This is a genomic window from Nonomuraea sp. NPDC004354 (genome assembly GCF_053602555.1).
This window is the reverse complement of sequence record NZ_JBSGDV010000002.1, coordinates 993192-1018881: the sequence shown is the minus strand read 5'-3', so window position 1 is coordinate 1018881 and position 25690 is coordinate 993192. Positions and strand designations below refer to the sequence as shown.

Sequence of the window (25690 nt, the reverse complement as noted above, 5' to 3'; positions counted from 1 at the left end):
CTCGATGCCATGTCGGCCAAGTCGGGAAAGTCGGGGACGTCGGGAAAGTCGGGGGAACTGCGGGTTCTGGGGGCGTGTCCGCTTGACTGCCCCGACACGTGCTCCTGGGTCGTGACCGTCAAGGACGGCCAGGCCGTCAAAATGCGCGGCAATCCCGACCAGCCGTACACGCGGGGCGCCCTGTGCGTGAAGGTCAACCGGTACCTCGAACACACCAGGGCCGACGACAGGATCCTGTACCCGCTGCGCCGTACGGGGCCGAAGGGCTCGGGCCGGTTCGAGCGGATCACCTGGGACGAGGCGCTCGACGAGATCGCCACCAGGCTGCGGGCGATCGTGGACGAGCACGGCGGCGAGGCGATCTGGCCCTACCTCGGCACCGGCTCGCTCGGCTACCTGCAGGGCTGCGAGGGCGTGGCGGGACGCAGGTTCTGGAACGTGCTCGGCGCGGGCAAGCACTCCCTCAACATCTGCTCGGTCGCCGGGAGCCTCGGCCTGGCGCGCACCCAGGGCACCGCGGGCGGCATGGACCCGGAGAACTTCGCCCAGGCCAGGCTGATCATCCTCTGGGGCACCAACACCCTGACGAGCGGCCACCACCTGTGGAAGTTCATCCAGGACGGCCGGGCGGCCGGCGCCTACGTGGTGGCGATCGACCCGATCCGCACCAGGACGGCCGACCAGGCCGACGAGCACCTGGCGATCAGGCCGGGCACGGACGCGGCGCTGGCGCTCGGGCTGCTCAACGTCGTGCTGGCGGAGAACGCCCAGGACGAGGAGTACCTGGCGCAGCACACCGAGGGCTGGGCGGAGTTCCGGGCGGAGATCGAGGAGTGGCCGGTCGAGCGGGCCGCCGAGGTCACCGGGATCCCGGCCGAGGCCGTCCACAGCCTGGGGATACGGCTGGCGCGCACCCGCCCGACCGCGATCCGCGCCACCATGGGCATCCAGCGGCACGAGGGCGGCGGCACGGCGATGCGGACGATCGCCGCCATCCCCGGCGTCACGGGCGACTGGCGCCACCCGGGCGGCGGCGTCGCCTACTCCACCACCGGCCACGTCCGCCTGAACATCGACCGCCGCTTCGACCTGCTGGCCGGTCCGGTCAGGACCAGGTTCATGACCCGCCTGGCCGCCGACCTCGACGACGTGAAGTGCCTGTGGGTCTACCTGGCCAACCCGGTGGGCTCCACCTCCGACTCCAACAGGATCAGGCGCAAGCTGCTGCGGGAGGACCTGTTCACGGTCGTCATGGAGCAGTTCCCCACCGACACGGTGGACTACGCCGACATCGTGCTGCCGGCCACCATGCAGACCGAGCACATGGACCTGCACGCCGGCTACGGCCACATGTACCTGATGTGGAACGAGCCCGCCGTCGCACCCGCGGGCGAGGCTCTGTCCACAACCGAGACCTTCCGCCGCCTGGCCGCCCACATGGGCATGACCGAGCCGTCGCTGTACGACTCCGACCTGGAGCTGGCCGCCGAGCTGCTGTCCAGCGGCCACCCGTCCCTCGACGGCATCACGCTCGACCGTCTGCGCAAGGAGGGCTGGGTGCGGATGAGCTACCCGACGCCCTTCGCGCCCTTCGCCGAGGGCTTCCCCACCCCGTCGGGCCGGCTGCGCTTCCCCCGGCGCGGCAAGGCCTACGTGCCCTCCCTCTCCGCCCGTGCCAATCCGGCGGGCGACAAGCTGACCCTGATCACGCCGGCCTCGCACACCTTCCTCAACACCACGTTCGGCAACAACCCCGAGTTGCTGCGCAGGGCCAAGGACCCCGTCGTGCTGGTCAACCCCGCCGACGCGCACGCCAGGGGCCTGTCCACGGGCCAGCGCGTCAGGGTGGTCAACCACAACGGCTACTTCCTGGCCGACGTGGAGGTCAGCGACCGCGTCGCCAAGGGCGTGGTGGCCAGCCCCAAGGGCAGGTGGCCCAAGCACACCATCGGCGGCTCGAATCCGAACGCCGTGGTGGACGAGCGCGACGCCGACATGGGCAGGGGCGCCGTCTACCACGACAACCTAGTCGAGCTGGAGCTTGAACCCCTCGTGTGACTGGGCGTAGCCGAGGGAGCGGTAGAAGCGGTGCGCGTCCTCGCGCCGCTTGTCGGAGGTGAGCTGCACCATCGCGCAGCCGCGCGCCCTGCCTCTGGTGTGCGCCCACTCCATCATCTTGCGGCCCCAGCCCTGCCCGCGCAGCTGGGCGGCGATCCGCACCGCCTCGACCTGCAGGCGGGTGGCGCCGCGCCGGGAGATGCCGGGGATGTAGGTGAGCTGCATGGTGCCGACGACCTCCCCCTTCAGCTCCAGCACGATCAGCTCGTTGTTGGGGTCGGCGTCGATGGCCTCGAAGGCGGCCCGGTGGTCGTGGCCGTACTCCCCCGTCCTGGCGGCGGAGATCGCGTCGTCGGTGATGAGCGCGACGATGACGGGCACGTCGGCGGCGCGTGCCGTACGGAAGACCAGGGAGAGCACGTAGTGCGACTCCATCAGGTCCGGGTTGGACGGCAGCGCCATGACCTTGCCCGAGGGGATGAAGCCCCTGCGCGTGTAGAGCGCGCGGGCCGCGGTGTTGGCGTCGACGGCCCACAGGCCGATCTCCTCGGCGTCGCGGGCACGGGCCCAGGCGACGACCTCGTCGAGCAGGCGGTCCGCCTGCCCCTGGCCTCTCGCTTCGGGGGCGACCCACATCGACACCAGGTGCACGTGTCCGGGGTGCTCCTCGAAACCGCAGGCCAGCCCGGTGTCCTGGCCGTCACGGGTGGCGACGAACCAGGCGGAGCCGGGGGCGGCAAGCCGCTCGGCCCACTTGTCCTCAGGGAAGGCGGATTCCTTGGCGTGGGTGGAGGCGAAGGCGTCGGGGGCGTCGGCCAGCGCGCGCAGCCTGATCGCCCTGAGCCGGTCGGTCTCGTCGGCGCCGAGACGCTCGATGCGGAGTTCCTGCATGCCCGAAATCATGGCAGGCCGGCCTCCGGGGACTCTCAGGGTGATTCCCCGATGTGAACAGGGGCCGCCGAACGGCACTCTGGCTACATGAACGAGCTCTCCCGACGCGAAGAACTGTCGTTGTCGGGCGCCGCGCTGCGTGGCGCCCCTTGGAAGGCCGCCGCCGTGGGCGGTGGCGTGGTGGCCGCCGCGAGCTACGGCATGGGCGTGATCCTGCCGGGCCCGGCCGACCTGCCGTGGGCCCTCGGGCTCGGCGTCAGCCTGTTCGCCCTGATCGCGGCCATCGGCGCGATCGCCAAGCCGGAGGAGGGCGACCGGGTCACCCGGCAGGCGCGCCACTGGTCGCTGCGCCACCCGTGGAAGTTCGCCCTGCTGCCCGCCGGCATCACGGCGGTCGCCACCTACCCGATCCAGCTGGTCATCGACGGCGAGGGCATCTTCGGCGCCGCCTGGGACGCGCTGTGGGGCGGCGCGCTGGTGTACCTCATCGCGGGCATCCTGACGCTGACCATGAAGGGCAGGGCGCGCTAGCCGTTCGACCCTTCGAGAGAGCGGCGCACGGTGCGTGGGCGGCGCCGCCGCCCACGCACCGCCGGCGGCCTCACGCCGACGCCGCGTCCTTCTCGGCCTGCGAGCGGCAGACGCAGAACTCGTTGCCCTCCGGGTCGAGCATGGTCACCCAGCCGGTGCCGTCAGGATTGCGGTGGTCCTGGTGGACTGTCGCGCCGAGACCCAGCAGGCGCTCGACCTCCTCGTCGCGCGAGCTGCCGTCGATGCCGTTGACGTCGAGGTGGACCCTGTTCTTCACCGTCTTGCCCTCGGGCACCTTGATGAACAGCACGAACGGGTCCTGGTGGGTGCGGATCGCGACCTCGTCGTCACCGGGCGCGCAGTCACCCCACAGCGGCAGGCCCGTGGCCTTGCTCCACCAGGTGGCGAGCTCGTACGGGTCCGCGGCGTCGACGGTCACGGCGTGGATCTCAATCATGCGGGCAAGGCTAGTGGCCCGCCCCGGCGAGATTGAGACCGACGACCCCGACCAGGATGAGCGCGATCGAGCCCAGCTTGACCGCCGACACGTCGTCGCCCAACATCAGCATGCCGAGCGTGGCCGTACCGACGGCGCCGATGCCCGTCCACACCGCGTAGGCCGTACCGACCTCCAGGCTCTTGAGCGCGAAGGCGAGCGCGCCGAAGCTCAGCACGGCGAAGACGAGGAAGCTCACCGCCCACCAGACGTGCGAGAAGCCGTCGCTCATCTTCAGCGAGTAGGCCATGGCGACCTCGAGCAGGCCGGCGGCGACGAGAATGACCCAAGCCATGCGAAGCACTCCTTCTGTCGTAGGGGTGCGTCGTCTTGGCTTTCCGGGTACGGCGCGTCTCGTCCGGGAGCGGGTCGCTCACTCATCCCAACGGTTCAGGTGGCGCGCCGATTCCACCAGAGCGTGACCCAGCGGTCGCGGGGCACCGGCCACATGCCCATCGACATGGCCGTCTCGGCCACCTCCTCCGCCCGCGAAGGCTCGAGGCAGGCCCGGTGGCAGACGCTGGCGGCCAGTTCCTCGATCGTGTCGAAGCGTTCGATGGGTGCCTCCCGCTCCTCCACCCGCACCTCGAAGCCGAGCGCGGCGGCCAGCGCCACCGCGTCCTCCGCGATGGGCCGGACCGGGCGCCTGATCCCGTGGAAGTGCTCCCACAGCGGGCTCATCCAGCTCATCGGATGGCGGTGCGGAAGCTCGACGACCACCCTGCGGGTGGCGTGGGCGTCGAGGGCGCGCAGGAACACCGCCAGGTCAGGAACGTTGTAGACGACGTGCGCGGCCACCGCGACGTCGGCCGTGCCGGCCTCCTCGGCGACCTGCGGCCACCTGCCCTCGACGGTCGTCACGCGGACGCCGGCCTTGTCCGCCCTGACGGTGAGCTCGCCGAGCATCGCGGCCGAGGTGTCGACGGCGATCAGCTCGCCGATCCTGTCGGCCAGCGGGAGGGAGGCCGCGCCCGGGCCCGAGCCCACGTCCAGCAGCGTCCCGCCCTCGGGCAGGGCCTCGGCCACCCGGTCCAGGGTCGGCCCGCCGGGCTCGGCCAGCGCGCGGTCGGTCCTGGCCGCGAAACGGGTGGGTGAGTGGCCCCAGGGGTCGACGGGCGCCTTCGCCAGGATTTCCGGCGGGATGGCCCATGACTCCAGGTTTCGCCGCCATCGTTCGTTCAGCGCCTCGGCATCCATGTGACGAGAGTATGTGCTTAGCGGAGGTTACCCATGGGTAGCATTGGGAGTAAGGTTACTCGCCAGTACTAACGCCCCCGGTTCAAGGAGACAGCGGCCATGGGCCACTACAAGAGCAACGTGCGGGACCTGGAGTTCAACCTCTTCGAGGTCTTCGGTCGCCGCGAGATCCTCGGTAACGGCCCGTTCTCGGAAGTGGACGAGGACGTCGCCCGCAGCATCCTCGACGAGGTCAACAGGCTCGCCACGGGTGTGCTGGCCGACTCCTTCGAGGAGGGTGACCGCACGCCTCCGGTCTTCGACCCGGCCGCCTCGACGGTGACCGTACCCGCCGGCGTGAAGAAGTCGTTCAAGGCGCTCATGGACGGCGGATGGGCGCACCTCGACCTGCCCGCCGAGCTCGGCGGGCCCGGTGTCCCCCGCTCGCTGGCGTGGTCGGCCGCCGAGATGATCCTGGGCGCCAACCCGGCTCTCTACATGTACGCCGCGGGCCCCAACTTCGCCTACACGCTGTGGAAGGTCGGCACCCCCGACCAGCAGCGGTTCGCCGAGCTGGCGATCGAGAACAACTGGGGCGCCACCATGGTGCTGACCGAGCCCGACGCGGGCTCCGACGTCGGCGCCGGGCGCGCCCGCGCCATCCAGCAGCCCGACGGCACCTGGCACATCGAAGGCGTCAAGCGCTTCATCACCAGCGCCGAGCACGACATGGCCGACAACATCTTCCACCTGGTGCTGGCCAGGCCCGAGGGCGCGGGCCCCGGCACCAAGGGCCTGTCGATGTTCCTGGTGCCCAAGTACCACGTGAACCTGGAGAACGGCGAGCTCGGCGAGCGCAACGGCGTCTACGTCACCAACGTCGAGAAGAAGATGGGCCTGAAGGTCTCCACGACCTGCGAGCTGACCTTCGGCGACAAGCACCCGGCGATCGGCACGCTGGTCGGCGACGTGCACGAGGGCATCAGGCAGATGTTCATGGTGATCGAGCACGCCCGGATGATGGTCGGCACCAAGGCCATCGCGACGCTGTCGACCGGTTACCTCAACGCGCTGGAGTACGCCAAGTCCCGCCTCCAGGGCGCCGACCTGACCCAGATGGCCGACAAGTCCGCGCCGCGCGTGACCATCACCCACCACCCCGACGTGCGCCGCGAGCTGATGCTGCAGAAGTCGTACGCCGAGGGCATGCGCGCGCTGGTCCTCTACACGGCCACCTTCCAGGACGCCCTGCTGGTCAACCCCGGCGACGAGCACGCCGAGGCGATGAACGACCTGCTGCTGCCCGTGGTCAAGGGCGTCGGCTCCGAGCGCTCCTATGAGCTGCTGTCGCGCTCGCTGCAGACGCTGGGCGGCTCCGGCTACCTGCAGGACTACCCGATCGAGCAGTACATCCGCGACGCGAAGATCGACTCCCTGTACGAGGGCACGACCGCGATCCAGGGCCTCGACCTGTTCTTCCGCAAGATCCTGCGCAACCAGGGCGCGGCGGTCGGCTCCCTCATGGCCGAGATCAACGCCTTCGCCGCCTCCGAGGCCGGCAACGGCAGGCTCAAGCAGGAGCGCAGGCTTCTCGCCCAGGCCGCCGCCGACGTCAAGGCCATGGGCGACACGTTGGCGGGCTGGGCGCTTGGCTCGCTGGAGGCGCAGCGCGAGATCTACAAGGTCGGGCTCAACACCACGCGCTTCCTGCTGTCGCTCGGCGACCTGATCATCGGCTGGCTGCTGCTGCGCCAGGCGGAGATCGCGCTGGCCCGGCTGGCCGAGGGCGAGGACCCGTTCTACCAGGGCAAGGTGGCGGGGGCGTCGTTCTTCGCGACGACCGTGCTGCCGCGCCTGGCCGCCGAGCGGGCCGTGCTGGAGAGCACCGGCCTCGACCTGATGGACCTGCCGGAAGAGGCGTTCTAGACCACCTGCTCCCGCGGCAGGTCCGGAAGGCCGTCCACCCCCGCGGTGGGCGGCCTTCCGTGTACCTTCACGACATGTCCCCACGTGTCGAAGAGGTGTCCGAGGGCGTCTACGCCTACATCCAGCCCGACGGGAGCTGGTGGATCAACAACACCGGGTTCCTGGCCGGACGCAGGGGCGTCATCTCCATCGACGCCTGCTCCACCGAGCGCCGCACCCGCGCCTACCGCGAGGCCATCGCCCAGGTCTCCGACCGGCCGATCACCACGCTGGTCAACACCCACCACCACGGCGACCACACCTTCGGCAACCACCTGTTCCCTGAGGCGACGATCGTGGCGCACGAGCGGACCAGGGAGCGGATCCTCGCCGACGGGGTGCCCACCTACCTGGGCGCGTGGTCTCCCGACGTCGAATGGGGCACGCTCGATCCCGTGCCGCCGTTCCTCACCTACACCGACGGCGTCACCCTCTACTCCGACGACCTGCGCTGCGAGGTCAGGCACGTCGGGTTCGCCGCGCACACCACCAACGACTCCTACGTGTGGATCCCGTCGCGCAAGGTGCTGTTCGCGGGCGACCTGGTCTTCAACGGCGGCACGCCGTTCGTGCTGATGGGCTCGGTGGAAGGCGCGCTGGCCGCGCTCGACCAGCTGGAGGCGCTCGGCGCGGAGACGATCGTGCCGGGGCACGGCGACGTGTGCGGCCCCTCGGCGATCGACACGGTGCGCGGCTACCTGCGGTTCGTCCGGCAGACCGCCGAGGCGGGGATGGCGGCCGGGCTGTCGCCGCTGGAGCTGGCCCGGCAGACCGATCTCGGCGAGTACGGCGCGCTGGTCGACGGCGAGCGCATCGTCGGCAACCTGCACCGGGCCTACGCCGACGCCACCGGCGGCGACGTCGACCTGGCGGCCGCCGTCCTCGACATGATCGCCTTCAACGGCGGGCGACCGCTGACGTGTCACGCCTGAGGGTGTGATCTTCACCAGGAGGGTATGACCGTCTCCGTACGTGGTCTTTACCCTCCGGAGGTCGTCATGGGTGTCGGGGTCAGCATCTTCTTCCTCACGCTCGGCGCCATCCTCCGTTTCGCCATCGAGCCCGACGTGTTCGGCAGCGCCGTCCACATGGACAGGATCGGCGTCATCTTCATGATCGTCGGTGGGGTCGGCGTGGTGCTGAGCATCGTGCTGGCCCCGCGCCGCGGCCACACCTCCGAGGACCGGCTGATGCACCGGGAGAACAACCCGCCCGAAGTCTGAAATCGTCGGGAAGGACCGGCCCGCTGCGGGCAATCAAGGGTGTGATCACCGCTCCAGGCGTCTTCGAGGCCGTCTTCGACGCCCACTTCGAGGAGATCCGGCGCTACATCGGGCGCAGGCTCGACCTCGACGTGGCCGAGGACCTCGCCGCGGAGACCTTCCTCATCGCCTTCCGGCAGCGCGACCGCTTCGACTCCGCCCTCGGAGAGGTCAGGCCGTGGCTGTACGGCATCGCGACCAACCTCATCGGCCGCCATCGCCGCGCCGAGGTGCGCAGGTACCGCGCGATGGCCAGGTCAGGGCCGCCACCCGACGACGAGGGGCACGACCAGCGGATCGTGGACAGGCTCACCGCCGACGTGCGGGCCGACCGGCTGGCGGGGGCGCTGGCGCGGCTGTCACCCGGTGAGCGTGACGTGGTGCTGCTCGTCGCGTACGGCGGGCTGACATACGACGAGGTGGCCACGGCGCTCAAGATCGCCACGGGGACGGTCGCCTCCCGGTTGAGCAGGGCCAGGACCAAGCTGCGTGAGGTGATGGGATGAACGAGTTCCAGGTCATCGACTCGGTGATGCCGGACGTGCCGCCCGCCTCGCCCGAACAGCTCGCGGCGACACGGGACCGGGTCCTGTCCGGGCAGGCGCTCCCGCCGGCCGTCCAGCCGCGGCGCGCGAGCGGCCGATGGGCGGGATGGTGGGCGTGGACGGGGACGGCGCTCGCGGCCGCGGCCGTCGTCCTCGTCGTCGGCGCGGTGGCGGCCCTGATCCCGCGGGCGGACGAGCAGCCGGCCGCGGTCACCCCGCTGCGGAAGCTGGAGGTGGCGGCGGCCAGACTGGCGGCCACGCCGGAGGCGAAGGGCCGCTACTGGCGGCAGGACTCCGAACGGGTCGTCCGGCTGAAGGGGGACGGGTACCTCGTCGAGGAACGGGCCGTCGAGTCGCTCGCCTTCGGGCCCAGCCAGGAGGTCTACAGCTGGCACGAGCCGGTGTCGGCGAAGCCGTACGGGGAGGCGGCCAGGAAGGCCTGGAAGCGGGCGGGCTCGCCGAGGCTGTGTCCCGCGCGAGGATGTGACCCGAACCTGCCCGCCTACCCGACGACGGACCTGCGCCGGAGCCTGACCCTGGCCGACGGGCTGGAGCCGACGCTGACGGAGCTGCGGAACCTGCCCGACGAGCCCGGCGCCCTGCGGGCCAGGCTGCTGGAGAGCTACGACCCCGGCCGGACCCCCCGCCGCGAGGAGTGGCTGGAGCGGGCGGCCTTCTCCCTCGTCACGCGCGTCCCTGCCACACCCGCCACGAGGGCCGCGGCCTACCTCCTGCTGGCGAAGGTGCCGGGGGTGACGGTGCTCGACCGGGTGCCGGGCGACTTCGGGCTGCGCGGCATCGCCCTGCGGTCCCTCAACGGGACGCAGGTGGTGATCGACCCCGCGACCGGGGAACTGCTCGGAACGCAGCAGCTGCCTCCCGCGCAGGCGCAGGCGACGATCGACCCGCTGACGGGGAAGGTGCTCAGCGTGTCGCGGCCGCCCGACGGGGTTCCGTATGCGGCGACCATCGTCACGAAGGCGGGGTGGACCGACGTGCGGCCGGTGCCGCCCCCCGGCTGCCGCAAGTGCTCCGCGCGGCTCTAGACCTCGAACTGGATGGCGGTGCGAGCCTTCCTGATCGGGACGATGTGCTCGTTGATGACGGCGTGGTGCTGCGGGTGGTCGCGGTAGACCTCGAAGTCGGCGACCGAGTCGAACTCGGCGACGATGCCGAAGTCGGCGTTGCCCGCGCCGGCGAGGCCGAGGTCGCTGCCGAGCTCGTAGCGGCGCAGCTCGGGGATCACGGCTGGCAGGGCGGCCAGGCCCTTCTCGACGGCGGCCTTCTGCTCCTCGGTGGCGGCGTCGGTCCAGGTCAACAGCACGATGTGACGGATCATGGCTTCAGCCTAGCCGTGGGGCGGGCGCCGGTGACCGGCGCCCGCCCGTCGGCGTCCTGAGCTCAGCTCCAGGCCAGCATGCGCAGCGGGTCCTCGAGCATCGCGCCGACGTCGCGCAGGAACAGCGAGCCGAGCTCGCCGTCGACGATCCGGTGATCGAACGACAGCGCGAGCGTGGTCACCTTCCTGACGGCCAGCTGCCCGTCCACCACCCACGGCGCGTCCTTGACCTGGCCGAAGGCCAGGATCGCCGACTCGCCGGGGTTGAGTATCGGGGTGCCGGTGTCGACGCCGAACACGCCCACGTTGGTGATCGTGATCGTGCCGCCGGCCATCTCGGCCGGTTGCGTACGGCCCGCCCGTGCCGTCTCCGTCAGCTCACCCAGCGCCCTGCCCAGGCCCGGCAGGTCGAGGGTGTGGGCGGACTTGATGTTCGGCACGACCAGCCCGCGCGGTGTGGCGGCGGCGATGCCGAGGTTCACGTAGTGCTTGACCACGATCTCCTGGGCGGCCTCGTCCCACGCCGAGTTGATCATCGGATAGCGGCGGGCGGCCACCAGGACCGCCTTGGCCACCAGCAGCAGCGGCGAGACCCTGACCTCGGCGAAGTCGGGAAGCTGCTTGAGCCGCTGGACGGCCGCCATCGTCTCGGTGACGTCCACCTGCAGGAACTCGGTGACGTGCGGCGCGGTGAAGGCGCTGGCGACCATCGCCTGCGCGGTCATCTTCCGCACGCCCTTGACGGGGATGCGCTCCTCCCCGTCCCGCGGCGCGAGGCGGGCGGGCTCGGCGGCCCGCAGCGCGGTGGCGGCCTGCGCGGCGGCATGCACGTCGTCGCGGGTGATGGAGCCCTGCGGGCCCGTGCCGCGCAGCGCCGCCAGGTCCACACCCAGGTCCTTGGCCAGCTTGCGGACCGGCGGCTTGGCGAGCGGGGTCACCCGTCCCCCGGCGGGCCAGGGTTCGGGCAGCGGCTGGGCGGCGCCGGGCCCGGGGACGGCCACGCGCTCGGGGTTGGCCACCGAAGCAGCGGGCGGCATCGAAGCAGCGGGCGGCGCCGGAGCAGCAGGCGGCGCCGGAGCCCGGACGGCCTGCGGCCCGGCGGGGGCGGAGGCGGCGGGAGGCGTGGTGGCCTTCTTACGGGGGCGGCGCTTGGCCGCACCGGCCTTGACGCCATAGCCGACCAGGACGGGAGTGCGCTCCTCCTTGGGCGCGGGGCTGCCGTGCACGCCCGGCTCGACGGCGCCCTCGGCGGGCGGGCTCGGCACCATGTCGTCGGCCAGTGCGGCGGCCCGGCCGGCCGGCTCCCCGGGGGCGGGCGCCGCCGTACCCGCGGGAGCGGGCTCGTCGGTGTCGACCGCGATGATCGGCACGCCGACGTCGACCGTCCGCCCCTCCTCCGCCATCAGCTCGGCGACGACGCCGGCCCAGGGGGACGGCAGCTCGACGATCGACTTGGCCGTCTCGATCTCCACGACGATCTGGTTGACCTTGACGGAGTCGCCCGGTTTGACGTGCCAGCGGACGATCTCGGCCTCGGTGAGGCCCTCTCCCACGTCGGGGAGCTTGAATTCACGACGCATTCGAGATCCCCCTCTCAGTAGGTGAAGGTACGGTCGACGGCATCGAGGATCCTGTCCAGGTCGGGCAGGTAGTGCTCCTCCAGCTTCGACGGCGGGTAAGGGGTGGAGAAGCCGCCGACCCGCAGCACGGGGGACTCCAGGTGGTAGAAGCACTCCTCGGTGATCCTGGCCGCGAGCTCGGCGCCGAAGCCGTTGTAGACCGGCGCCTCGTGGACGACCACCGCCCTGCCCGTCCTGCGCACCGACTCCATGACCGTGGGGAAGTCGAGCGGGTTGAGCGAGCGCAGGTCGACCACCTGGACGGAACGGCCGTCCTCCTGGGCGGACGCGGCGGCCTCCAGGCAGGTCTTGACCATGGGCCCGTAGGCGAACAGCGTGACGTCGTCGCCCGGCCGTACCACGGCGGCCCGGTCGAAGGGAGCCCACCAGTCGGTGGCGGTGGTGTCGACGTCGGCCTTCTCCCAGTAGCGGCGTTTGGGCTCGAAGAAGATCACCGGGTCGTCGCTGCGGATGGCCTGCTGGATCATCGTGTAGGCGTCGGCCGGGTTGCTGCAGGCGACCACACGCAGGCCGCCGGTGTGCGTGAAGTGCGCCTCGGGGGACTCGCTGTGGTGCTCGACCGCGCCGATGCCGCCGCCGCACGGGATGCGGACCACGACGGGCAGCTTGATGGCGCCCAGCGAGCGCAGCGGCATCTTGGCCAGCTGGGTGATGATCTGGTCGGCGGCCGGGAAGACGAACCCGTCGAACTGGATCTCGCAGACCGGCCGGTAGCCGCGCAGGGCCAGGCCGATGGCGGTGCCGATGATGCCCGACTCGGCCAGCGGGGTGTCGATGACGCGGTCCTCGCCGAAGTCCTTCTGCAGGCCGTCGGTCACGCGGAAGACGCCGCCGAGCTTGCCGACGTCCTCGCCCATGATGAGGACCTTCGGGTCGTCCTCCATCGCCCTGCGCAGGCCCTCGTTGATCGCCTTCGAGAGGGTCAGCATGGTCATGACTGGAAGCCCTCCAGGTAGGCGGCGTACTGGGCGCGCTCCTGCTCCATCAGCGCGTGGGGTTCCCTGTAGACGTGGTCGAAGATGTCGAGCGGCCCGGGGTCGGGCATCTCCAGGCAGCGCCTGCGCAGGTCGGCGCCGAGGTCCTCGGCCTCCGCGTCGATGGAGTCGAAGAACTCCTGGTCGGCCAGCTCGTTCTTGAACAGGTACGCCTTGAGGCGCTCGATCGGGTCCTTGAGCTTCCACGCCTCCAGCTCGCTGGCCACCCGGTAGCGGGTCGGGTCGTCGGTCGTGGTGTGCGCGCCCATCCGGTAGGTGAAGGCCTCGATCAGGGTCGGCCCCTGGCCGGTCCTCGCGGCTTCCAGGGCCTTCCTCGTGACGGCCAGGCAGGCGAAGACGTCGTTGCCGTCCACCCGGATGCCGGGGAAGCCGAACCCCGACGCCCTCCGGTAGAGCGGGATGCGCGTCTGCTTCTCCAGCGGCTCGGAGATCGCCCACTGGTTGTTCTGGCAGAAGAAGACGATCGGGGCGTTGAACACGCTGGCCCAGATGAACGACTCGTTGACGTCGCCCTGGGAGGTGGCGCCGTCGCCGAAGTAGGCGATCGTGGCGGCGTTGGCGCCGTCGCGCTGGATGCCCATGGCGTAGCCGACCGCGTGGAGGGTCTGGCTGCCGATGACGATCGTGTAGAGGTGGAAGTTGTGCTCGGACGGGTCCCACCCGCCGTGGTTGACCCCTCTGAACAGGCCCAGCAGCTTCACCGGGTCGACGTCGCGGCACCAGGCGACGCCGTGCTCGCGGTAGGTGGGGAAGGCCATGTCGGCGTCGGTGAGCGCCCTGCCCGAGCCGATCTGCGCGGCCTCCTGGCCGAGCAGCGAGGCCCAGATGCCCAGTTCGCCCTGGCGCTGCAGGGCGACGGCCTCCAGGTCCACGCGGCGGACGAGCACCAGGTCGCGGTACAGCGACCTCACGTCGTCGGGCGTCAGGTCGATGTCATAGTCGGGGTGCTCGATCCGCTCCCCTTCGGGGGTGAGCAACTGCACGAGCTCTGGGGGTGCTTCTGCACCACGAGAGGCGTCGACGGTCACGTGCCACTCCTGTGCGGTCGGGGCCGGTTCGCTGGGGTTGCCATACTTTTCCCGGCCTTTCTGGCGTACGGCCCATCTGGTGGTGGTTCGTACGCGTTTGGGGACATGGTGGCAGAGGTCACAGCCCTACGCGCAAGCCCCATGTCCTCCCCGTTCCCGGTGGATCGTGCACGAACCTTCCCGGCGGGGATCACGTTGGCAGCCGTCCGGATCCCCAACGGCAGGTCAAGAGAGCCCTGCCCCGCGCCAACCCCGCGCCCGACACGCGGGCCGGTCTCGTCAGAGGCGGTGTGGGGCCGGATGGAGAGGTCGGAGGCAGGGGTGGGGCGGGTTCACCACGGGCGGGGCGTTAGGCTGAACGCCGCAACCCCGTACCTCAGCTTCAGGAGGAGCGCCGTGGCGCGCGTCATCGTCGACGTCATGCTCAAGCCGGAAATCCTCGACCCGCAGGGCCAGGCCATCGCCCGCGCGCTGCCGCGCCTGGGCTTCTCCGGCGTCTCCCAGGTGCGCCAGGGCAAGCGGTTCGAGCTCGAAGTGGAGGGCGTCGCCGACGAGGCGGCCCTCGCGGAGGTCCGGAAGATGGCCGAGACCCTGCTGGCCAACACGGTGATCGAGGAGTACACCGTGCGGGTCGAGGGGTAGAACGGCACATTTGGCGGCCAGAAATCACCATCGCGGTTTAAAGCCGGGTTTGGCCGTGCCACAATCCCACGGGCTTACCAACACTAAATAACAACAACGTGATTTTGCGGTTAGCCCTGATTTCACGGGGAAACCTCCTCCAGGTGAGATTCCCGCACTCGGAGGAGTCCGGTGGACATTGAGTTCTCGTTGGCGCTGCCGCGGGATGCGATCGGCATACCGATGGTCAGACGGGTGCTAGGTGACGCGATGCGCTCACTCAGCGTGAGCGAGAGCTGCATCTCCGACATGCTGCTGGCCGTGTCGGAAGCCTGCTCCAACGCGGTGCGCCATGGCGGTCCCGCCAACAGGTACGAGGTCAGCGCGTCCATCGGCTACGGCCGCTGCGACGTGAAGGTGGCCGACGCGGGCACCGGCCTGCCGTCGATGCCGCTGCACTACCCGCCGCCCGAGACGGAGAACGGTCGCGGTCTGCTCATCATGCGCTCCGTCGTCGACGAGATCTCCTTCGGCATCACGCCCGGCCGCGGCACCACCGTCCACCTGCGCAAGCACCTGGCGTGGGACCACGAGGAAGGCGCCCGCCCCCGCGAGCTCGCCGCCGTCTGATCCGCTTCCCCCGTCAGGTCCCGATCGGGCTTCCCCGCAGGCCCTGATCCGCTTCCCTTCCCAGGTCCTGGTCCGGCTCCCCCGCAGGTCCTGATCCGCTTCCCCGCAGGTCCCTGAGCCGCTTCCCCGCAGGTCGGCCGCCTTCCTGACAGGCCGCGAGAGGGCATCGGGCAGCAGCCGATACCCTGGAGGCACCGCCGCAGACCGCCGTCCACACCATGAGACGGTGGCGTGGCGTGCGCATTCCTCCGGAGGGGACGAAAGTCATGAGCGCTGCCCGTGTGGGCGTTGTCACGTTTCCAGGAACTCTCGACGACCAGGACGCAGCCCGTGCCGTACGGCTGGCGGGCGCGGAGGCGGTGCCGCTCTGGCACGGCGACCACGATCTGAAGGGAGTCGACGCGGTCTTCCTGCCCGGCGGCTTCTCCTACGGCGACTACCTGCGCTGCGGCGCGATCTCACGGTTCGCCCCGATCATGGAGGAGCTCGTCCCCGCCGCCCGCGGCGGGCTGCCGGTGCTCGGCACGTGCAACGGCTTCCAGATCCTGTGCGAGGCGCACCTGCTGCCCGGCGCACTCACCCGCAACGCCTCCCTGCACTACGTCTGCCGCGACCAGCGCGTCAAGGTCGAGACGAACGCGACGGCCTGGACCGCCGACTACGCGCCCGGCCAGGAGATCGTGCTGCCGGTCAAGCACGGCGAGGGGCGCTACGTCGCCTCCGCCGAGACGCTCCAGGAGCTGGAGGCCAACGGCCAGGTGGTCTTCCGCTACCTCGGCGGCAACCCCAACGGCTCGCTCGACGACATCGCGGGCATCTGCAACGAGGCGGGCAACATCGTCGGTCTCATGCCGCATCCGGAACACGCGGTCGAGGAACTGGTCGGCGCCCCCAGCACCGACGGCCTCGGCTTCTTCACCTCCATCCTCAAGAAGCTGGTGAACGCATGAGCCTCGACACGGTGAAGCGAGCCGCGGACACGCCCGACGAGGCGATGCCGTTCGCCGAGCTGGGAATGAAGCAGGACGAGTACGACAGGGTCCGCGAGATCCTCGGCCGCCGTCCCACCTCCTCCGAGCTGGCCATCTACTCGGTCATGTGGTCCGAGCACTGCTCGTACAAGTCGTCCAAGGTGCACCTGCGCCAGTTCGCCAGCAAGGCGCCCGCGTCCGAGGCGCTGCTGGTCGGCATGGGCGAGAACGCCGGCGTCGTCGACATCGGCGACGGCTGGGCCGCCACCTTCAAGATCGAGTCGCACAACCACCCGTCGTACGTCGAGCCGCACCAGGGCGCGGCGACCGGCGTCGGCGGCATCGTGCGCGACATCATGTCGATGGGCGCGCGCCCGATCGCGGTCATGGACGCGCTGCGCTTCGGCGGCGCCGACCAGGCCGACACCCGGCGCGTGCTGCCCGGCGTCGTCGAGGGCATCTCCTCCTACGGCAACTGCCTGGGCCTGCCCAACATCGGCGGCGAGGTCGTCTTCGACCCCTGCTACATCGGCAACCCGCTGGTCAACGCGCTCTGCGTGGGCCTGCTGCGCAAGGACCAGATCAAGCTGGCCACCGCGCCTGGACCGGGCAACAAGGTCGTGCTCTTCGGCGCCTCCACCGGCCCCGACGGCATCGGCGGTGCCTCGGTGCTGGCCTCGGCGACGTTCGAGGACGAGTCCTCGGCCAAGCGGCCCGCCGTCCAGGTGGGCGACCCGTTCATGGAGAAGCTGCTCATCGAGTGCTGCCTGGAGCTGTACGCGGCCGACGTGGTCGTGGGCATCCAGGACCTCGGCGCGGCGGGCGTCTCCTGCGCCACCACCGAGCTGGCCGCCAAGGGCACCGGCGGCATGCACGTCGACCTCAACCTGGTCCCGCTCCGCGACCCCTCGCTCAGGCCCGAGGAGATCCTGATGAGCGAGTCGCAGGAGCGGATGATGGCCGTGGTGGCCCCGTCCGACATCCCCGCCTTCATGGCGATCTGCGAGAAGTGGGACGTGCCCGCCGTCGTGATCGGCGAGGTGACCGACACCGGCAGGCTCGTGATGACCTGGGACGGTTCGGTCATCGTCGACATCCCGCCGGGCACCGCGGCCGACGAGGGCCCCGTCTACGAGCGGCCCTTCCACGAGCCCGCGGGCCAGGCCGCGCTGAACGAGGTCGTCGACCTGCCGCGGCCCGCCGACCTGAAGGCCACGCTGCTCCAGCTGCTCGGCTCGCCCAACCTCGCCTCCAAGGAGTGGGTGACCTCCCAGTACGACAGGTACGTCCGCTCCAACACGGTGCTCGCCCAGCCCGCCGACGCCGGCATGCTGCGCATCTCCGAGGTCATGGAGGGCGCCACGCCGACGACCCGCGGCATCGCGCTGGCCACCGACGGCAACGGCCGCTACGCCAAGCTCGACCCTTACGCGGGTGCCCAGCTGGCGCTGGCCGAGGCGTACCGGAACGTCGCGGTGACGGGCGCGCGGCCGCTCGCCGTCACCAACTGCCTCAACTTCGGCTCCCCCGAGGACCCGGAGGTCATGTGGCAGTTCGCCGAGGCCGTCCGCGGGCTCGCCGACGCCTGCCGGACCCTCGGCGTCCCGGTGACCGGCGGCAACGTGTCCTTCTACAACCAGACCGGCGCGGCGGCCATCCACCCGACGCCCGTCGTGGGCGTGCTCGGCGTCATCGACGACGTCGCCAAGCGTGTCCGCTCCGGGTTCACCGAGCCGGGTCTGCGCATCGCGCTGCTCGGCGAGACCCGCGACGAGTTCGGCGGTTCGGAGTGGGCGCGCGTCGCCCACGACCACCTCGGCGGCCTGCCGCCGGAGGTGGACCTGGTGGCCGAGCAGGGCCTGGCCTCCGTCATGGTCGAGGCGGCCGCGAAGGGCCTGGTGGCCGGCTCGCACGACCTGTCCGACGGCGGCCTGGCGATCGCGCTGGCCGAGGCGTGCCTGGCCCAGGGGGTCGGCGCGAAGGTCGCGCTGCCCGAAGACGCGTTCGTCGCCCTGTTCAGCGAGTCGTCGGCGCGGGCGCTGGTGGCGGTGAAGGCCGAGCACTTCGAGGAGTTCGCGGCGCTGTGCGCGTCGTTCGAGGTGCCCTGCTACGGGCTCGGCGAGACCGGCGGCGAGTCGCTGGTGGTGGAGGGCGCCTTCGAGGTGCCCGTCTCCGAGCTGCGCGAGGTCCACACGGGCGCGCTGCCCGCGCTGTTCGGCTAAGGTTCCTTCGTTCGCGGGGGCCGGTACGGCATGCCGTACCGGCCCCCGCGGCGTTCCTCCTGCGCGGTTCCTCCTGCGCGGCGTTCCTACTTGGCGGCGTTCCTACTTGGCGGCGCAGATCGCGTAGACCGTGCCGCCCCTGCCGCCGCCGGAGCCCTGGCCGGTGACGGTCTTGGTGTCCGTGCCCGGCGTGGTGGCCGTCTGCGGCGCGAGGTCGTTGCCGTGGCTGCCGCCGCTCAGCTCGACCTCCCAGCCCGTCGGGGTGCCGCCGGAGACCGACGGCGCGCTGGTCGTGACGGTGCCGTTGACGCCGGAGAAGCCGCCGCCCGTGGCCACCGAATCGGCCGGGCAGGAGACGGATCCTTCCTTGCCGCTGAAGTTCTTGCTCACGACGACGATCGACTTGATGCCGCCCGCGTCGCCCTTGTCGCCCTTCGGACCGGCGGGACCCTGCGGCCCCGCGGGGCCGGTGTCGCCCTTCGGACCCTCGGGGCCCTTCTCGCCGGGCTTGCCCTGCGGCCCCGCGGGACCGGTCTCACCCTTCGGACCCTGCTCGCCAGGCTTGCCCTGCGGCCCGGTCTCACCCTTGGGACCCTGCTCGCCCTTCTCACCAGGCTTGCCCTGCTGACCGGCGGGACCGGTCTCCCCCTTGGGACCCTGGGGGCCGGGCTTGCCGTCGACGCCGTTCTTGCCGGCCGGGCCCGCCGGACCCTGGGGACCGGTCTCGCCCTTCGGACCCGCCGGACCCTGCGGGCCCTGCTCGCGCGTGCCGGCCAGCCCGTTGGGCGACGATCCCCCGATCAGCACCCTGATCTCCGTCGTCCGGCACGGCGTCGCCGGGTTGACGATCCGGGCGTAGCGGGTCTTCTTGTGCACGCAGGCGTGCACCTCGTTGGCGGCGGACGACGCGGTGGCGACGCCACCGATGGTGAACAGCGAAGCGGCGAGCGCTCCGACGGTGGCGAGGGTGAGCGCGCGCCCACCGCGAACCTTGATTGCCACGGCATACCTTCCAGATGGAACAGAGATGGTGCGCATGTTGTGCATGAGGTTCACGCTTCAACCGTTCCAAGGGATTACGCCACTACATAACGTGTATGTCACGAAACAGAGGGTGACAGGCGGGATTGACCGGCGGTCAGCCGTCGCCGGAAACCGCGAACACTCCCGGAGCGGTCACGAGCGACCAGGCCCCGGGCAGACCAACGCGCCGAGCCGGTGAATCGACGCCTTGGATTCCTCCCGGGCGTGGGGATAATCGTCCGTGAACACCTACCTGCCGCCCGCCAGCCAGCCCGTCAGAGCGGTGGTGTGGGCGATTCACCTGGTCCTGCCGCTGCTCGGGCTGTGGCTGCTGCTCGCCGACCCGGGCGGCATCAACGTGAGGTGGCAGCACAACCCCAGCCACTTCTGGATGATCCTCGTCGTGGCCGGCATCAACGTGGTGCTGGGCCTGATGATCAGCGAGGCGGCGCGCAGGCGGGAGGACGCGCGGCTGTTCCTGGTGTCGATGGTGTTCCTGAGCAGCGCGGGCTTCTTCTTCCTGCACGGCCTGGCGACGCCGCAGATCATCCTCGCGGCGCCCTCCCTCGGGTTCGACGTCGGCCAGCAGGTCGGACTGACGGTGGCGGCCGTCTTCGCCTTCGCGTCGGCGTTCCCGCTCGGCGAGGGGCAGGCCAGGACGGTGCTGGCGGCGCAGGACCTGATCAGGGCGGTCCTGCTGGGGATCATGGCGGTGTGGGGCGTGGCCTCGCTGGTGCCCGGACTGACGCCGCTGAGCAGGCCGCCGGCGGAGGCGCCCATCCCGTGGTTCGGCTGGTTCTCGGTGCCCGGCATGGTGTTGTTCGTCGCGGCCGGCGTCATGATGTTCCTTCTGCACCGCAGGCGGCGCTCGGCGATCCTGGTGAGCCTGATGACCGCCTACGCGCTGCTGGCCGAGGCCATGATCGCGGGGATGTCCCAGCTCAACTGGCACCTGTCGTGGTGGGAGTGGCACATCCTGCTGACACTGGCCTTCGTCTTCGTCGCCTACAGCGCCTACCTGCAGTTCCGGCGCGAGGGGTCGAGCGCCGGCCTGTTCGACTCGGTGGCGCTGTCGGCGACGGTGGTCAGGATCCAGGCGCAGTACGAGCAGGCGCTGGAGGAACTGGTCGAGCACGTCCGCAAGGGCACCAAGCTGCCTGCCGTACGGCTGGCGGGGCGCTTCCAGCTGACCGAGGGCCAGGCGGCGGTCCTCGACCGCGCCGGAGAGGCGCTGGCCAGCGAGCGCGAGCTGTCCGAGCGCCTCGCGGCGCTCGTCGACGTCGGGACGCAGACGAGGGTACGGCTGGCCGAGTCCGACCTGCTGACCGGCGCCCTGGAGCGGGTACGGCAGGCGTACGGCGACGTGCGCATCGGCCTGGTCGCCGACGGCAGGGTGAGCATCGGCTCGCGCGAGTACGTCTTCGACGGCACCGCGCCCATCAGGCGCGAGGGCCTGGTCGCCTATCCGCTGACCGTGAAGGGGCACCTGGCGGGCGCGCTGGAGGTGCCGCTCGGCCGTACCGCGCAGGACGAGGCCCTGGCCTCGACCCTGGCCAGCCAGCTGTCGATCTCGCTGGAGAACGCCCGCCTGTACGCCGAGCTCGACACGCTGTTCCGGCAGTACATGTCGCCCGACGTCGCCAACCGCCTGCTGGCCGACCCCGGACAGGCCGCGCTCGGCGGCGAGCTGCGCGAGCTGACGGCGCTGTTCGCCGACCTCAAGGGGTTCACCACGTTCTCCGAGCGGGTCACGCCCGGGGAGATCGTCGAGATGCTGAACCGCTATCACACCGCGGCCGTGCCCTGCATCCTCGGCAACGGCGGCACGATCGTGCAGTTCGTGGGCGACGCGCTACTCGCGCTCTTCAACGCGCCCGCCACCCAGGAGGACCACGCGCTGGCCGCGTGCCGGGCCGCCCTGGCCATGCAGGAGGCGGCCAGGCAAGTCGCCGCCGACGGCTGGCCGACCTTCAGGGTCGGCATCAACACCGGCATGGCGCTGGTCGGCAACATCGGCAGCCCGGAGCTGAGGGGCTTCAACGCCATGGGCGACGCGGTGAACGTCGCGGCCAGGCTGGAGGCCATGGCGGAGCCCGGCACGGTGGTGATCGGCGCCACGACTCTGGCCCAGCTCGGCGCCGGCGTGACGGCCACACCTCTCGGGGCGCTGCGGTTGAAGGGGAAGGAACAGGAGGTGGAGGCCTACGTGCTGGCGGCCCTGCCCCGCATAATCGGGTCATGACCGCAGAGGCCGGAGAGTTCCTGTCCATGCTGACCCCTGACGAGACCGAGGCCCTGAAGGCCGCCGGTCGCCCCAGACGCTGGGAGCGGGGCGAGGTACTGATGACGGAGGGAGACACCTCCGACTGGGTGCTGCTGCTGCTCGAAGGGCGGGTCAAGGTGTCCTCCCACACCAGCGGCGGGACGGAGGTCGTGCTGGCGGTGCGCGGGCCCGGCGGACTGATCGGCGACATGTCGGCCATCGACGGCTCGCCCCGCTCGGCGACCGTCACGGCGCTGGAGCCGGTGGCGGGGGTGGTGGTCCGCGACTTCGCCGGGTTCCTGCGGGCGCACGGGCGGGTGGCGGTGCTGCTGATGCAGCTGGTCACCGGGCGGCTGAGAGACGCGGACCGCAAGCGGGTCGAGTACGGCGCGTTCGACACGACGGGGCGGGTGGCGACACGGCTGGTGGAGCTGGCCGAGCGGTACGGCGAGCAGACGAGCACCGGGTTGCGGGTCGCGCTGCCGCTGTCGCAGGACGAGCTCGCGGGGTGGACGGGCGCGTCCAGGGAGGCGGTCAGCAAGGCGCTGCGGACGTTGCGCGACCGGGGGCTGATCGAGACGGGGCGGCGCCGGGTGGTGATCCACGACCTGGAGGGCCTGCGCAAACGCGCCCGCTGACGGCATCGCTTCTCGCGGGCGGCTCGGGGGGTGGCGGGATCAAGCGGACGTACGTCGTACGTCATAGTGGGAGCATGGTCGCCGTCTCCCCCGACTACACCCGCCGACTCCGTTACGCCTGGCGTGTCTGCTCGGTGACCAGCCTCGGCCTGGTGCTGATCGGGATCGCCGGCAGCACGCTCAACGTCGCCCTCCCGGCCGTCGTCCGCCATTTCCACGCCACCCCCTTCGAGTCGGGCTGGATCCTGCTCTCCTTCCTCCTGGTCAACACCGCCAGCCTGGTCTTCTTCGGCAGGATCGCCGACCTGCTCGGCCGCAGGGAGGTCTACCTGGCCGGGTTCGCGCTGTTCACGGTCGGCTCGCTGCTGGCGGGCCTCGCGCCCGGCGTCTGGTTCCTGGTCGCGATGCGGGTGTTACAGGCGATCGGCTCGGCGATGATCCTGGCCAACGGGACAGTGATCATCACGGCCGCCTTCCCGCCGGACCGCCTCAGCCAGGGCATGGGCGTCTACATCGGCACGCTGTCCATCGCGCAGCTCGCCGGGCCGACCGTCGGCGGCCTGATCGCCGAGGCGGCCGGCTGGCAGTGGATCTTCTGGGTGAACGTCCCCGCGGGGGTGATCGCGCTGGTCTGGGGGGCGCTCACGCTGCGCGGGATGCCGCGGGGGCCGCGCGAGCCCGTGGACGCGCTCGGCAACCTGCTCATCTTCGCCACGCTGACCGCGCTCCTCCTGGCGCTGTCCGAGATCGGCAACGGCGGTCCCGTCGTGGTCGTGGGCGCGGTGGTGGCCGCGGTGCTGGCACCGCTCGTCCTCCTGGTCGAACGGCGGGCCGCGCATCCGGTCCTCGACCTGCGGCTGTTCGGCGGCCGGATGCTGGCGTGGGCGAACCTGGCCTCCTTCTGCAACGCGCTGGCCAGGGCGGCGCTGATCCTCCTGGTGGCGCTGCACTTCCAGGCGGCCCGCGGCGTCGACGCGTTCACCGCCGGTCTGACCGTGCTGCCGGTTCCCGTCGGGATGGCGCTCGCCTCCCCCGTCGCGGGCGTGCTGGGGCGGCGCGTCTCGCCGTACGCGCTGTCGATCGGGGGGTCGCTGTTCAGCGCGGCCGGCCTGGCGGCCCTGATGGCGACGGCCCGGCCCGGCACGCCGTACTGGATCATCGGGGTGGGGCTCTTCCTGGCCGGATGCGGCAGCGGCACGTTCCTGACCGGGAACACCACGCAGGTGATGAGCGCCCTGCCGGCGGGGAGCCTGGGCGTGGTGAACGGCTTCCGGCTCATGGTGATGAATGTCGGGATCGTGCTCAGCGTGGGCCTGTCGCTGAGCGTGCTGACCAGCGCGGTCGCTCCGTCGTTGCGCGCGCAGGTGTACGCGGGCACGCTGTCGCGGCTGTCGCCGGTGGCGGTGGAGCAGTTGATGGCCGGGTTCCGGCTGACGTACGGCGTGCTGTTCGGGGTGGCACTGGCGGGCGCCGTGTTCGCGGCGCTGGCCCGCGGCCCCCGCGCCGTACGATGAACGGCGGTGAAGATCGTGCGACGACGGGATCGCCGGCGCGCGGCACACGGGAAGAAGGGCTGATGACGCACCACAGCAGGTTGCACCTGGCCGTGATCGACGTGCCTGGGGACGAGCACGACGAGGCACTGGCGTTCTGGCGAGGCGCGACGGGGCACGAGCTGCCTCGCATTCCCCAGCATCCCGAGTTCCACGGCGGCATGCTGCCCGGCCAGGAGTTCGGGCTCCTGGTGCAGCGGCTGGACGACGGGGAGCCCCGCGTGCACCTCGACTTCCACACCGACGACCTGGAGGCCGAGGTCTCGCGGCTGGAGGGGCTGGGTGCGACCCGCGTCCGGCAGGCCCCCAACTGGTGGGTGATGCGGGACCCGGCGGGCCAGCCGTTCTGCGTGGTGAAGGATCCCGGGATCAACGCCGACAACGCCCGCCGGTGGGACTGAGCGCCCGACCGGCCGCTCAGAGGGTGTCGTGGAGGCGGGACTCGACGTCGCGGTAGCGGGTGACCGGGATGAGGTGCACGCCGTCGAAGGCGCCGGAGTCACGGATCCTGAGGACGTGCTCGCAGGCCGCCTCCACGCCCGCCATCCGGTCGTCGCCCAGGCGCTCCACCAGCTCCTCGGGAATGTCGATGTCGGGAATGGCCGCGGCGAGCCGCTGGGCGTGGGACTGGCTGGCCAGCACCATCACCCCGGCGTAGACGGGCACGTCGACGGGGTTGGCCTCGCGCCACCTGAGCAGCGCGTCGAGCGAGAAGCTGACCTGGACGAAGAGGAAGTCGGCCGCGCGCTTCCACGCGGGCAGCGGCCGCAGCCCCGCCGCCGCGCCGACGCGGAACGCCGGCGAGAACTCCCTGGCCTCCTCGATCATCGAGCGGACCGTCAGGTCGCTGGTCCTGTTGCCGCTCGTGGGCTTGTCGCCGTAGACGAACAGGAAGTGATCGACCCCGTAGGCGGCCGCGGTCAGCAGGTCGCGGCGCAGGCCGAGCAGGTTGCGGTCGCGCGAGTTGAGGCAGGCGATGCTGCGCCCGCCCATGGCCTGGACCTCGTGCGCGACGGCGACGCTGGAGACCGTCGCCCTGCCGATGTGGTTGTCGGGGATGAGGAAGGAATGGGCGAGCTTGCCCAGGGTGCCGATCTGGTGCCGGACGTGCGTGAGGTCGGGCTTGGTAGGCGGTTCGATCTCGCAGACCAGCTGGAAAGTCATGCCCGGCAGCCTATCGGCGGGCGGCCAGCGCGACGACGCCGCCGAGTACGAGATCGACGCCGAAGCTGTCGTAGAACTCCTCGCTGACACCCTCGACCATGGGCCGCGCCATCGCCACCAGGTTCGGGTAGGTGTCGGCGGGCAGCGACTGCAGGCCCAGCCGCTTGACCCTGAGCAGCTCGGTGATCTCCTCCGGCGTACGGCCGGGCCGGAAGTGGACGGGCGCGTCGGCGATGGAGATGGCGCTCTGCAGCAGGTACTTGGTGATCAGGCAGCTTTCTTCCTGGCTGAACCCGGCCGAGTGGGCCAGGCCGAGCGCCCGGTCCCAGACGGTGAGGAAGCTGGGCACGGTGGTCTGGTCGATCTGTTCAAGCACGTTCTTGGCGCAGGGATAGCGGCGCAGCGTCCTGATCAGTCCGAGGACGAGGTCGCGTAGCTCCTGGTGCCACGGGCGGTCGCCGGCGTCCTTGGGGGTGAACCCGGCGATCAGGTGATCGGCCATGCCGATCAACAGCTGCTCCTTGTTCTTGAAGTGCCAGTACAGCGCCATCGGCGTGACCCCGAGGTCGGTGGCGAGCCGCCGGATGGTCACCGCGTCGAGCCCCTCGGCGTCGCCGATCTCCAACGCCTTCTCGACGATCGCCTCAGCGGTCAGTTTTCCCATCACGGTTGACAACTA

The 25690-nt window shown here is 71.0% G+C and carries 26 protein-coding genes and 1 riboswitch; of the genes, 15 read left to right on the top strand and 11 right to left on the bottom strand.

The features are described from left to right. Positions 1–9 precede the first annotated feature (9 nt). On the top strand, positions 10–2058 hold the full coding sequence (locus tag ACWENQ_RS10695; protein ID WP_452413787.1) for a molybdopterin-containing oxidoreductase family protein: 2049 nt from the start codon (positions 10–12) through the stop codon (positions 2056–2058). On the opposite strand, the gene ACWENQ_RS10690 is transcribed toward ACWENQ_RS10695, so the two are convergent. Beyond that, a complete protein-coding gene (locus tag ACWENQ_RS10690) occupies positions 2026–2949 on the bottom strand; it encodes an N-acetyltransferase family protein (RefSeq protein ID WP_452413786.1) in 924 nt (307 codons plus the stop codon). The two genes, ACWENQ_RS10695 and ACWENQ_RS10690, sit on opposite strands and share 33 nt — an antisense overlap. A gap of 87 nt (positions 2950–3036) precedes the next feature. Here ACWENQ_RS10690 and ACWENQ_RS10685 point away from each other — a divergent pair, with 87 nt between their 5' ends. After that, positions 3037–3480, top strand: coding sequence for a hypothetical protein (locus ACWENQ_RS10685; protein WP_354920034.1), 444 nt, complete (start codon positions 3037–3039; stop codon positions 3478–3480). Between the two features lie 70 nt (positions 3481–3550). Here the strand turns inward: ACWENQ_RS10685 and ACWENQ_RS10680 are convergent, their stop codons facing one another. From ACWENQ_RS10680 to ACWENQ_RS10670, 3 genes are all read right to left on the bottom strand, one after another. Further along, complete coding sequence (locus tag ACWENQ_RS10680; RefSeq protein ID WP_449921481.1) at positions 3551–3937, bottom strand: VOC family protein; 387 nt, start codon at positions 3935–3937, stop codon at positions 3551–3553. A 10-nt stretch (positions 3938–3947) separates the two neighbouring features. Beyond that, complete coding sequence (locus tag ACWENQ_RS10675; RefSeq protein ID WP_354920028.1) at positions 3948–4271, bottom strand: DMT family transporter; 324 nt, start codon at positions 4269–4271, stop codon at positions 3948–3950. A 24-nt stretch (positions 4272–4295) separates the two neighbouring features. Further along, a riboswitch (guanidine-III (ykkC-III) riboswitch) is annotated at positions 4296–4356 on the bottom strand. 10 nt (positions 4357–4366) lie between these two features. Further along, positions 4367–5173: a class I SAM-dependent methyltransferase gene (locus tag ACWENQ_RS10670; protein ID WP_449921484.1), complete on the bottom strand. Its 807-nt coding sequence runs from the start codon at positions 5171–5173 to the stop codon at positions 4367–4369. Between the two features lie 99 nt (positions 5174–5272). On the opposite strand from ACWENQ_RS10670, the gene ACWENQ_RS10665 reads away from it, so the two are divergent. From ACWENQ_RS10665 to ACWENQ_RS10645, 5 genes are all read left to right on the top strand, one after another. Continuing rightward, the gene (locus ACWENQ_RS10665; RefSeq protein WP_449921486.1) at positions 5273–7078 is read left to right on the top strand and encodes an acyl-CoA dehydrogenase; all 1806 of its coding nucleotides are present in this window, start codon (positions 5273–5275) and stop codon (positions 7076–7078) included. Positions 7079–7152: 74 nt separating this feature from the next. Next, positions 7153–8049, top strand: a complete 897-nt coding sequence (locus ACWENQ_RS10660) for an MBL fold metallo-hydrolase (protein ID WP_452413785.1) — start codon at positions 7153–7155, stop codon at positions 8047–8049. A gap of 66 nt (positions 8050–8115) precedes the next feature. Further along, complete coding sequence (locus ACWENQ_RS10655) at positions 8116–8340, top strand: hypothetical protein (protein ID WP_354920016.1); 225 nt, start codon at positions 8116–8118, stop codon at positions 8338–8340. Positions 8341–8381: 41 nt separating this feature from the next. After that, positions 8382–8885: an RNA polymerase sigma factor gene (locus ACWENQ_RS10650; protein ID WP_449921491.1), complete on the top strand. Its 504-nt coding sequence runs from the start codon at positions 8382–8384 to the stop codon at positions 8883–8885. Next, positions 8882–9970 (top strand): hypothetical protein, encoded by a 1089-nt coding sequence (locus ACWENQ_RS10645; RefSeq protein ID WP_452413783.1) that lies wholly within the window; start codon positions 8882–8884, stop codon positions 9968–9970. The genes ACWENQ_RS10650 and ACWENQ_RS10645 overlap by 4 nt, the downstream gene beginning before the upstream one ends. Here the strand turns inward: ACWENQ_RS10645 and ACWENQ_RS10640 are convergent. The 4 genes from ACWENQ_RS10640 to pdhA form a co-directional block, all read right to left on the bottom strand. Continuing rightward, positions 9967–10263: a Dabb family protein gene (locus ACWENQ_RS10640; protein ID WP_449921495.1), complete on the bottom strand. Its 297-nt coding sequence runs from the start codon at positions 10261–10263 to the stop codon at positions 9967–9969. The genes ACWENQ_RS10645 and ACWENQ_RS10640 overlap by 4 nt on opposite strands. Positions 10264–10325: 62 nt before the next feature. Beyond that, positions 10326–11843, bottom strand: a complete 1518-nt coding sequence (locus ACWENQ_RS10635; protein ID WP_452413782.1) for a dihydrolipoamide acetyltransferase family protein — start codon at positions 11841–11843, stop codon at positions 10326–10328. Positions 11844–11857: 14 nt separating this feature from the next. Then, the gene (locus ACWENQ_RS10630) at positions 11858–12838 is read right to left on the bottom strand and encodes an alpha-ketoacid dehydrogenase subunit beta (protein WP_449921498.1); all 981 of its coding nucleotides are present in this window, start codon (positions 12836–12838) and stop codon (positions 11858–11860) included. Beyond that, positions 12835–13926, bottom strand: coding sequence for a pyruvate dehydrogenase (acetyl-transferring) E1 component subunit alpha (gene pdhA / locus ACWENQ_RS10625; protein WP_449921500.1), 1092 nt, complete (start codon positions 13924–13926; stop codon positions 12835–12837). Before pdhA ends, ACWENQ_RS10630 begins: the two co-directional genes overlap by 4 nt. 396 nt (positions 13927–14322) lie before the next feature. Here pdhA and purS point away from each other — a divergent pair, with 396 nt between their 5' ends. From purS to purL, 4 genes are all read left to right on the top strand, one after another. After that, positions 14323–14568, top strand: a complete 246-nt coding sequence (purS, locus tag ACWENQ_RS10620; RefSeq protein ID WP_449921503.1) for a phosphoribosylformylglycinamidine synthase subunit PurS — start codon at positions 14323–14325, stop codon at positions 14566–14568. A gap of 222 nt (positions 14569–14790) precedes the next feature. Beyond that, on the top strand, positions 14791–15177 hold the full coding sequence (locus tag ACWENQ_RS10615) for an ATP-binding protein (protein WP_354920068.1): 387 nt from the start codon (positions 14791–14793) through the stop codon (positions 15175–15177). Positions 15178–15443: 266 nt separating this feature from the next. Beyond that, on the top strand, positions 15444–16127 hold the full coding sequence (gene purQ, locus ACWENQ_RS10610) for a phosphoribosylformylglycinamidine synthase subunit PurQ (protein WP_449921505.1): 684 nt from the start codon (positions 15444–15446) through the stop codon (positions 16125–16127). Further along, the gene (gene purL, locus ACWENQ_RS10605; RefSeq protein ID WP_449921507.1) at positions 16124–18370 is read left to right on the top strand and encodes a phosphoribosylformylglycinamidine synthase subunit PurL; all 2247 of its coding nucleotides are present in this window, start codon (positions 16124–16126) and stop codon (positions 18368–18370) included. The genes purQ and purL overlap by 4 nt, the downstream gene beginning before the upstream one ends. Positions 18371–18472: 102 nt before the next feature. On the opposite strand, the gene ACWENQ_RS10600 is transcribed toward purL, so the two are convergent. Next, positions 18473–19372 carry a hypothetical protein gene (locus ACWENQ_RS10600; RefSeq protein ID WP_449921510.1) on the bottom strand — a complete coding sequence of 300 codons (900 nt, stop codon included), beginning with the start codon at positions 19370–19372 and terminating at the stop codon, positions 18473–18475. 262 nt (positions 19373–19634) lie between these two features. On the opposite strand from ACWENQ_RS10600, the gene ACWENQ_RS10595 reads away from it, so the two are divergent. The 4 genes from ACWENQ_RS10595 to ACWENQ_RS10580 all read left to right on the top strand — a co-directional run bounded on the left by ACWENQ_RS10595 (position 19635) and on the right by ACWENQ_RS10580 (position 24248). Continuing rightward, complete coding sequence (locus ACWENQ_RS10595) at positions 19635–21635, top strand: adenylate/guanylate cyclase domain-containing protein (protein ID WP_452413781.1); 2001 nt, start codon at positions 19635–19637, stop codon at positions 21633–21635. Beyond that, positions 21632–22294 carry a Crp/Fnr family transcriptional regulator gene (locus tag ACWENQ_RS10590; RefSeq protein ID WP_354919984.1) on the top strand — a complete coding sequence of 221 codons (663 nt, stop codon included), beginning with the start codon at positions 21632–21634 and terminating at the stop codon, positions 22292–22294. Before ACWENQ_RS10595 ends, ACWENQ_RS10590 begins: the two co-directional genes overlap by 4 nt. Before the next feature lie 74 nt (positions 22295–22368). After that, on the top strand, positions 22369–23808 hold the full coding sequence (locus ACWENQ_RS10585) for an MFS transporter (RefSeq protein WP_452413780.1): 1440 nt from the start codon (positions 22369–22371) through the stop codon (positions 23806–23808). A gap of 62 nt (positions 23809–23870) precedes the next feature. Next, positions 23871–24248 (top strand): VOC family protein, encoded by a 378-nt coding sequence (locus ACWENQ_RS10580; RefSeq protein ID WP_452413779.1) that lies wholly within the window; start codon positions 23871–23873, stop codon positions 24246–24248. Between the two features lie 16 nt (positions 24249–24264). On the opposite strand, the gene ACWENQ_RS10575 is transcribed toward ACWENQ_RS10580, so the two are convergent. Together ACWENQ_RS10575 and ACWENQ_RS10570 are read right to left on the bottom strand one after the other, a co-directional pair. Then, positions 24265–25011 carry a methylenetetrahydrofolate reductase gene (locus tag ACWENQ_RS10575; RefSeq protein ID WP_452413777.1) on the bottom strand — a complete coding sequence of 249 codons (747 nt, stop codon included), beginning with the start codon at positions 25009–25011 and terminating at the stop codon, positions 24265–24267. A gap of 10 nt (positions 25012–25021) precedes the next feature. Next, positions 25022–25675 carry a TetR/AcrR family transcriptional regulator gene (locus ACWENQ_RS10570; protein ID WP_449922137.1) on the bottom strand — a complete coding sequence of 218 codons (654 nt, stop codon included), beginning with the start codon at positions 25673–25675 and terminating at the stop codon, positions 25022–25024. Between the last annotated feature and the right edge of the window lie 15 nt (positions 25676–25690).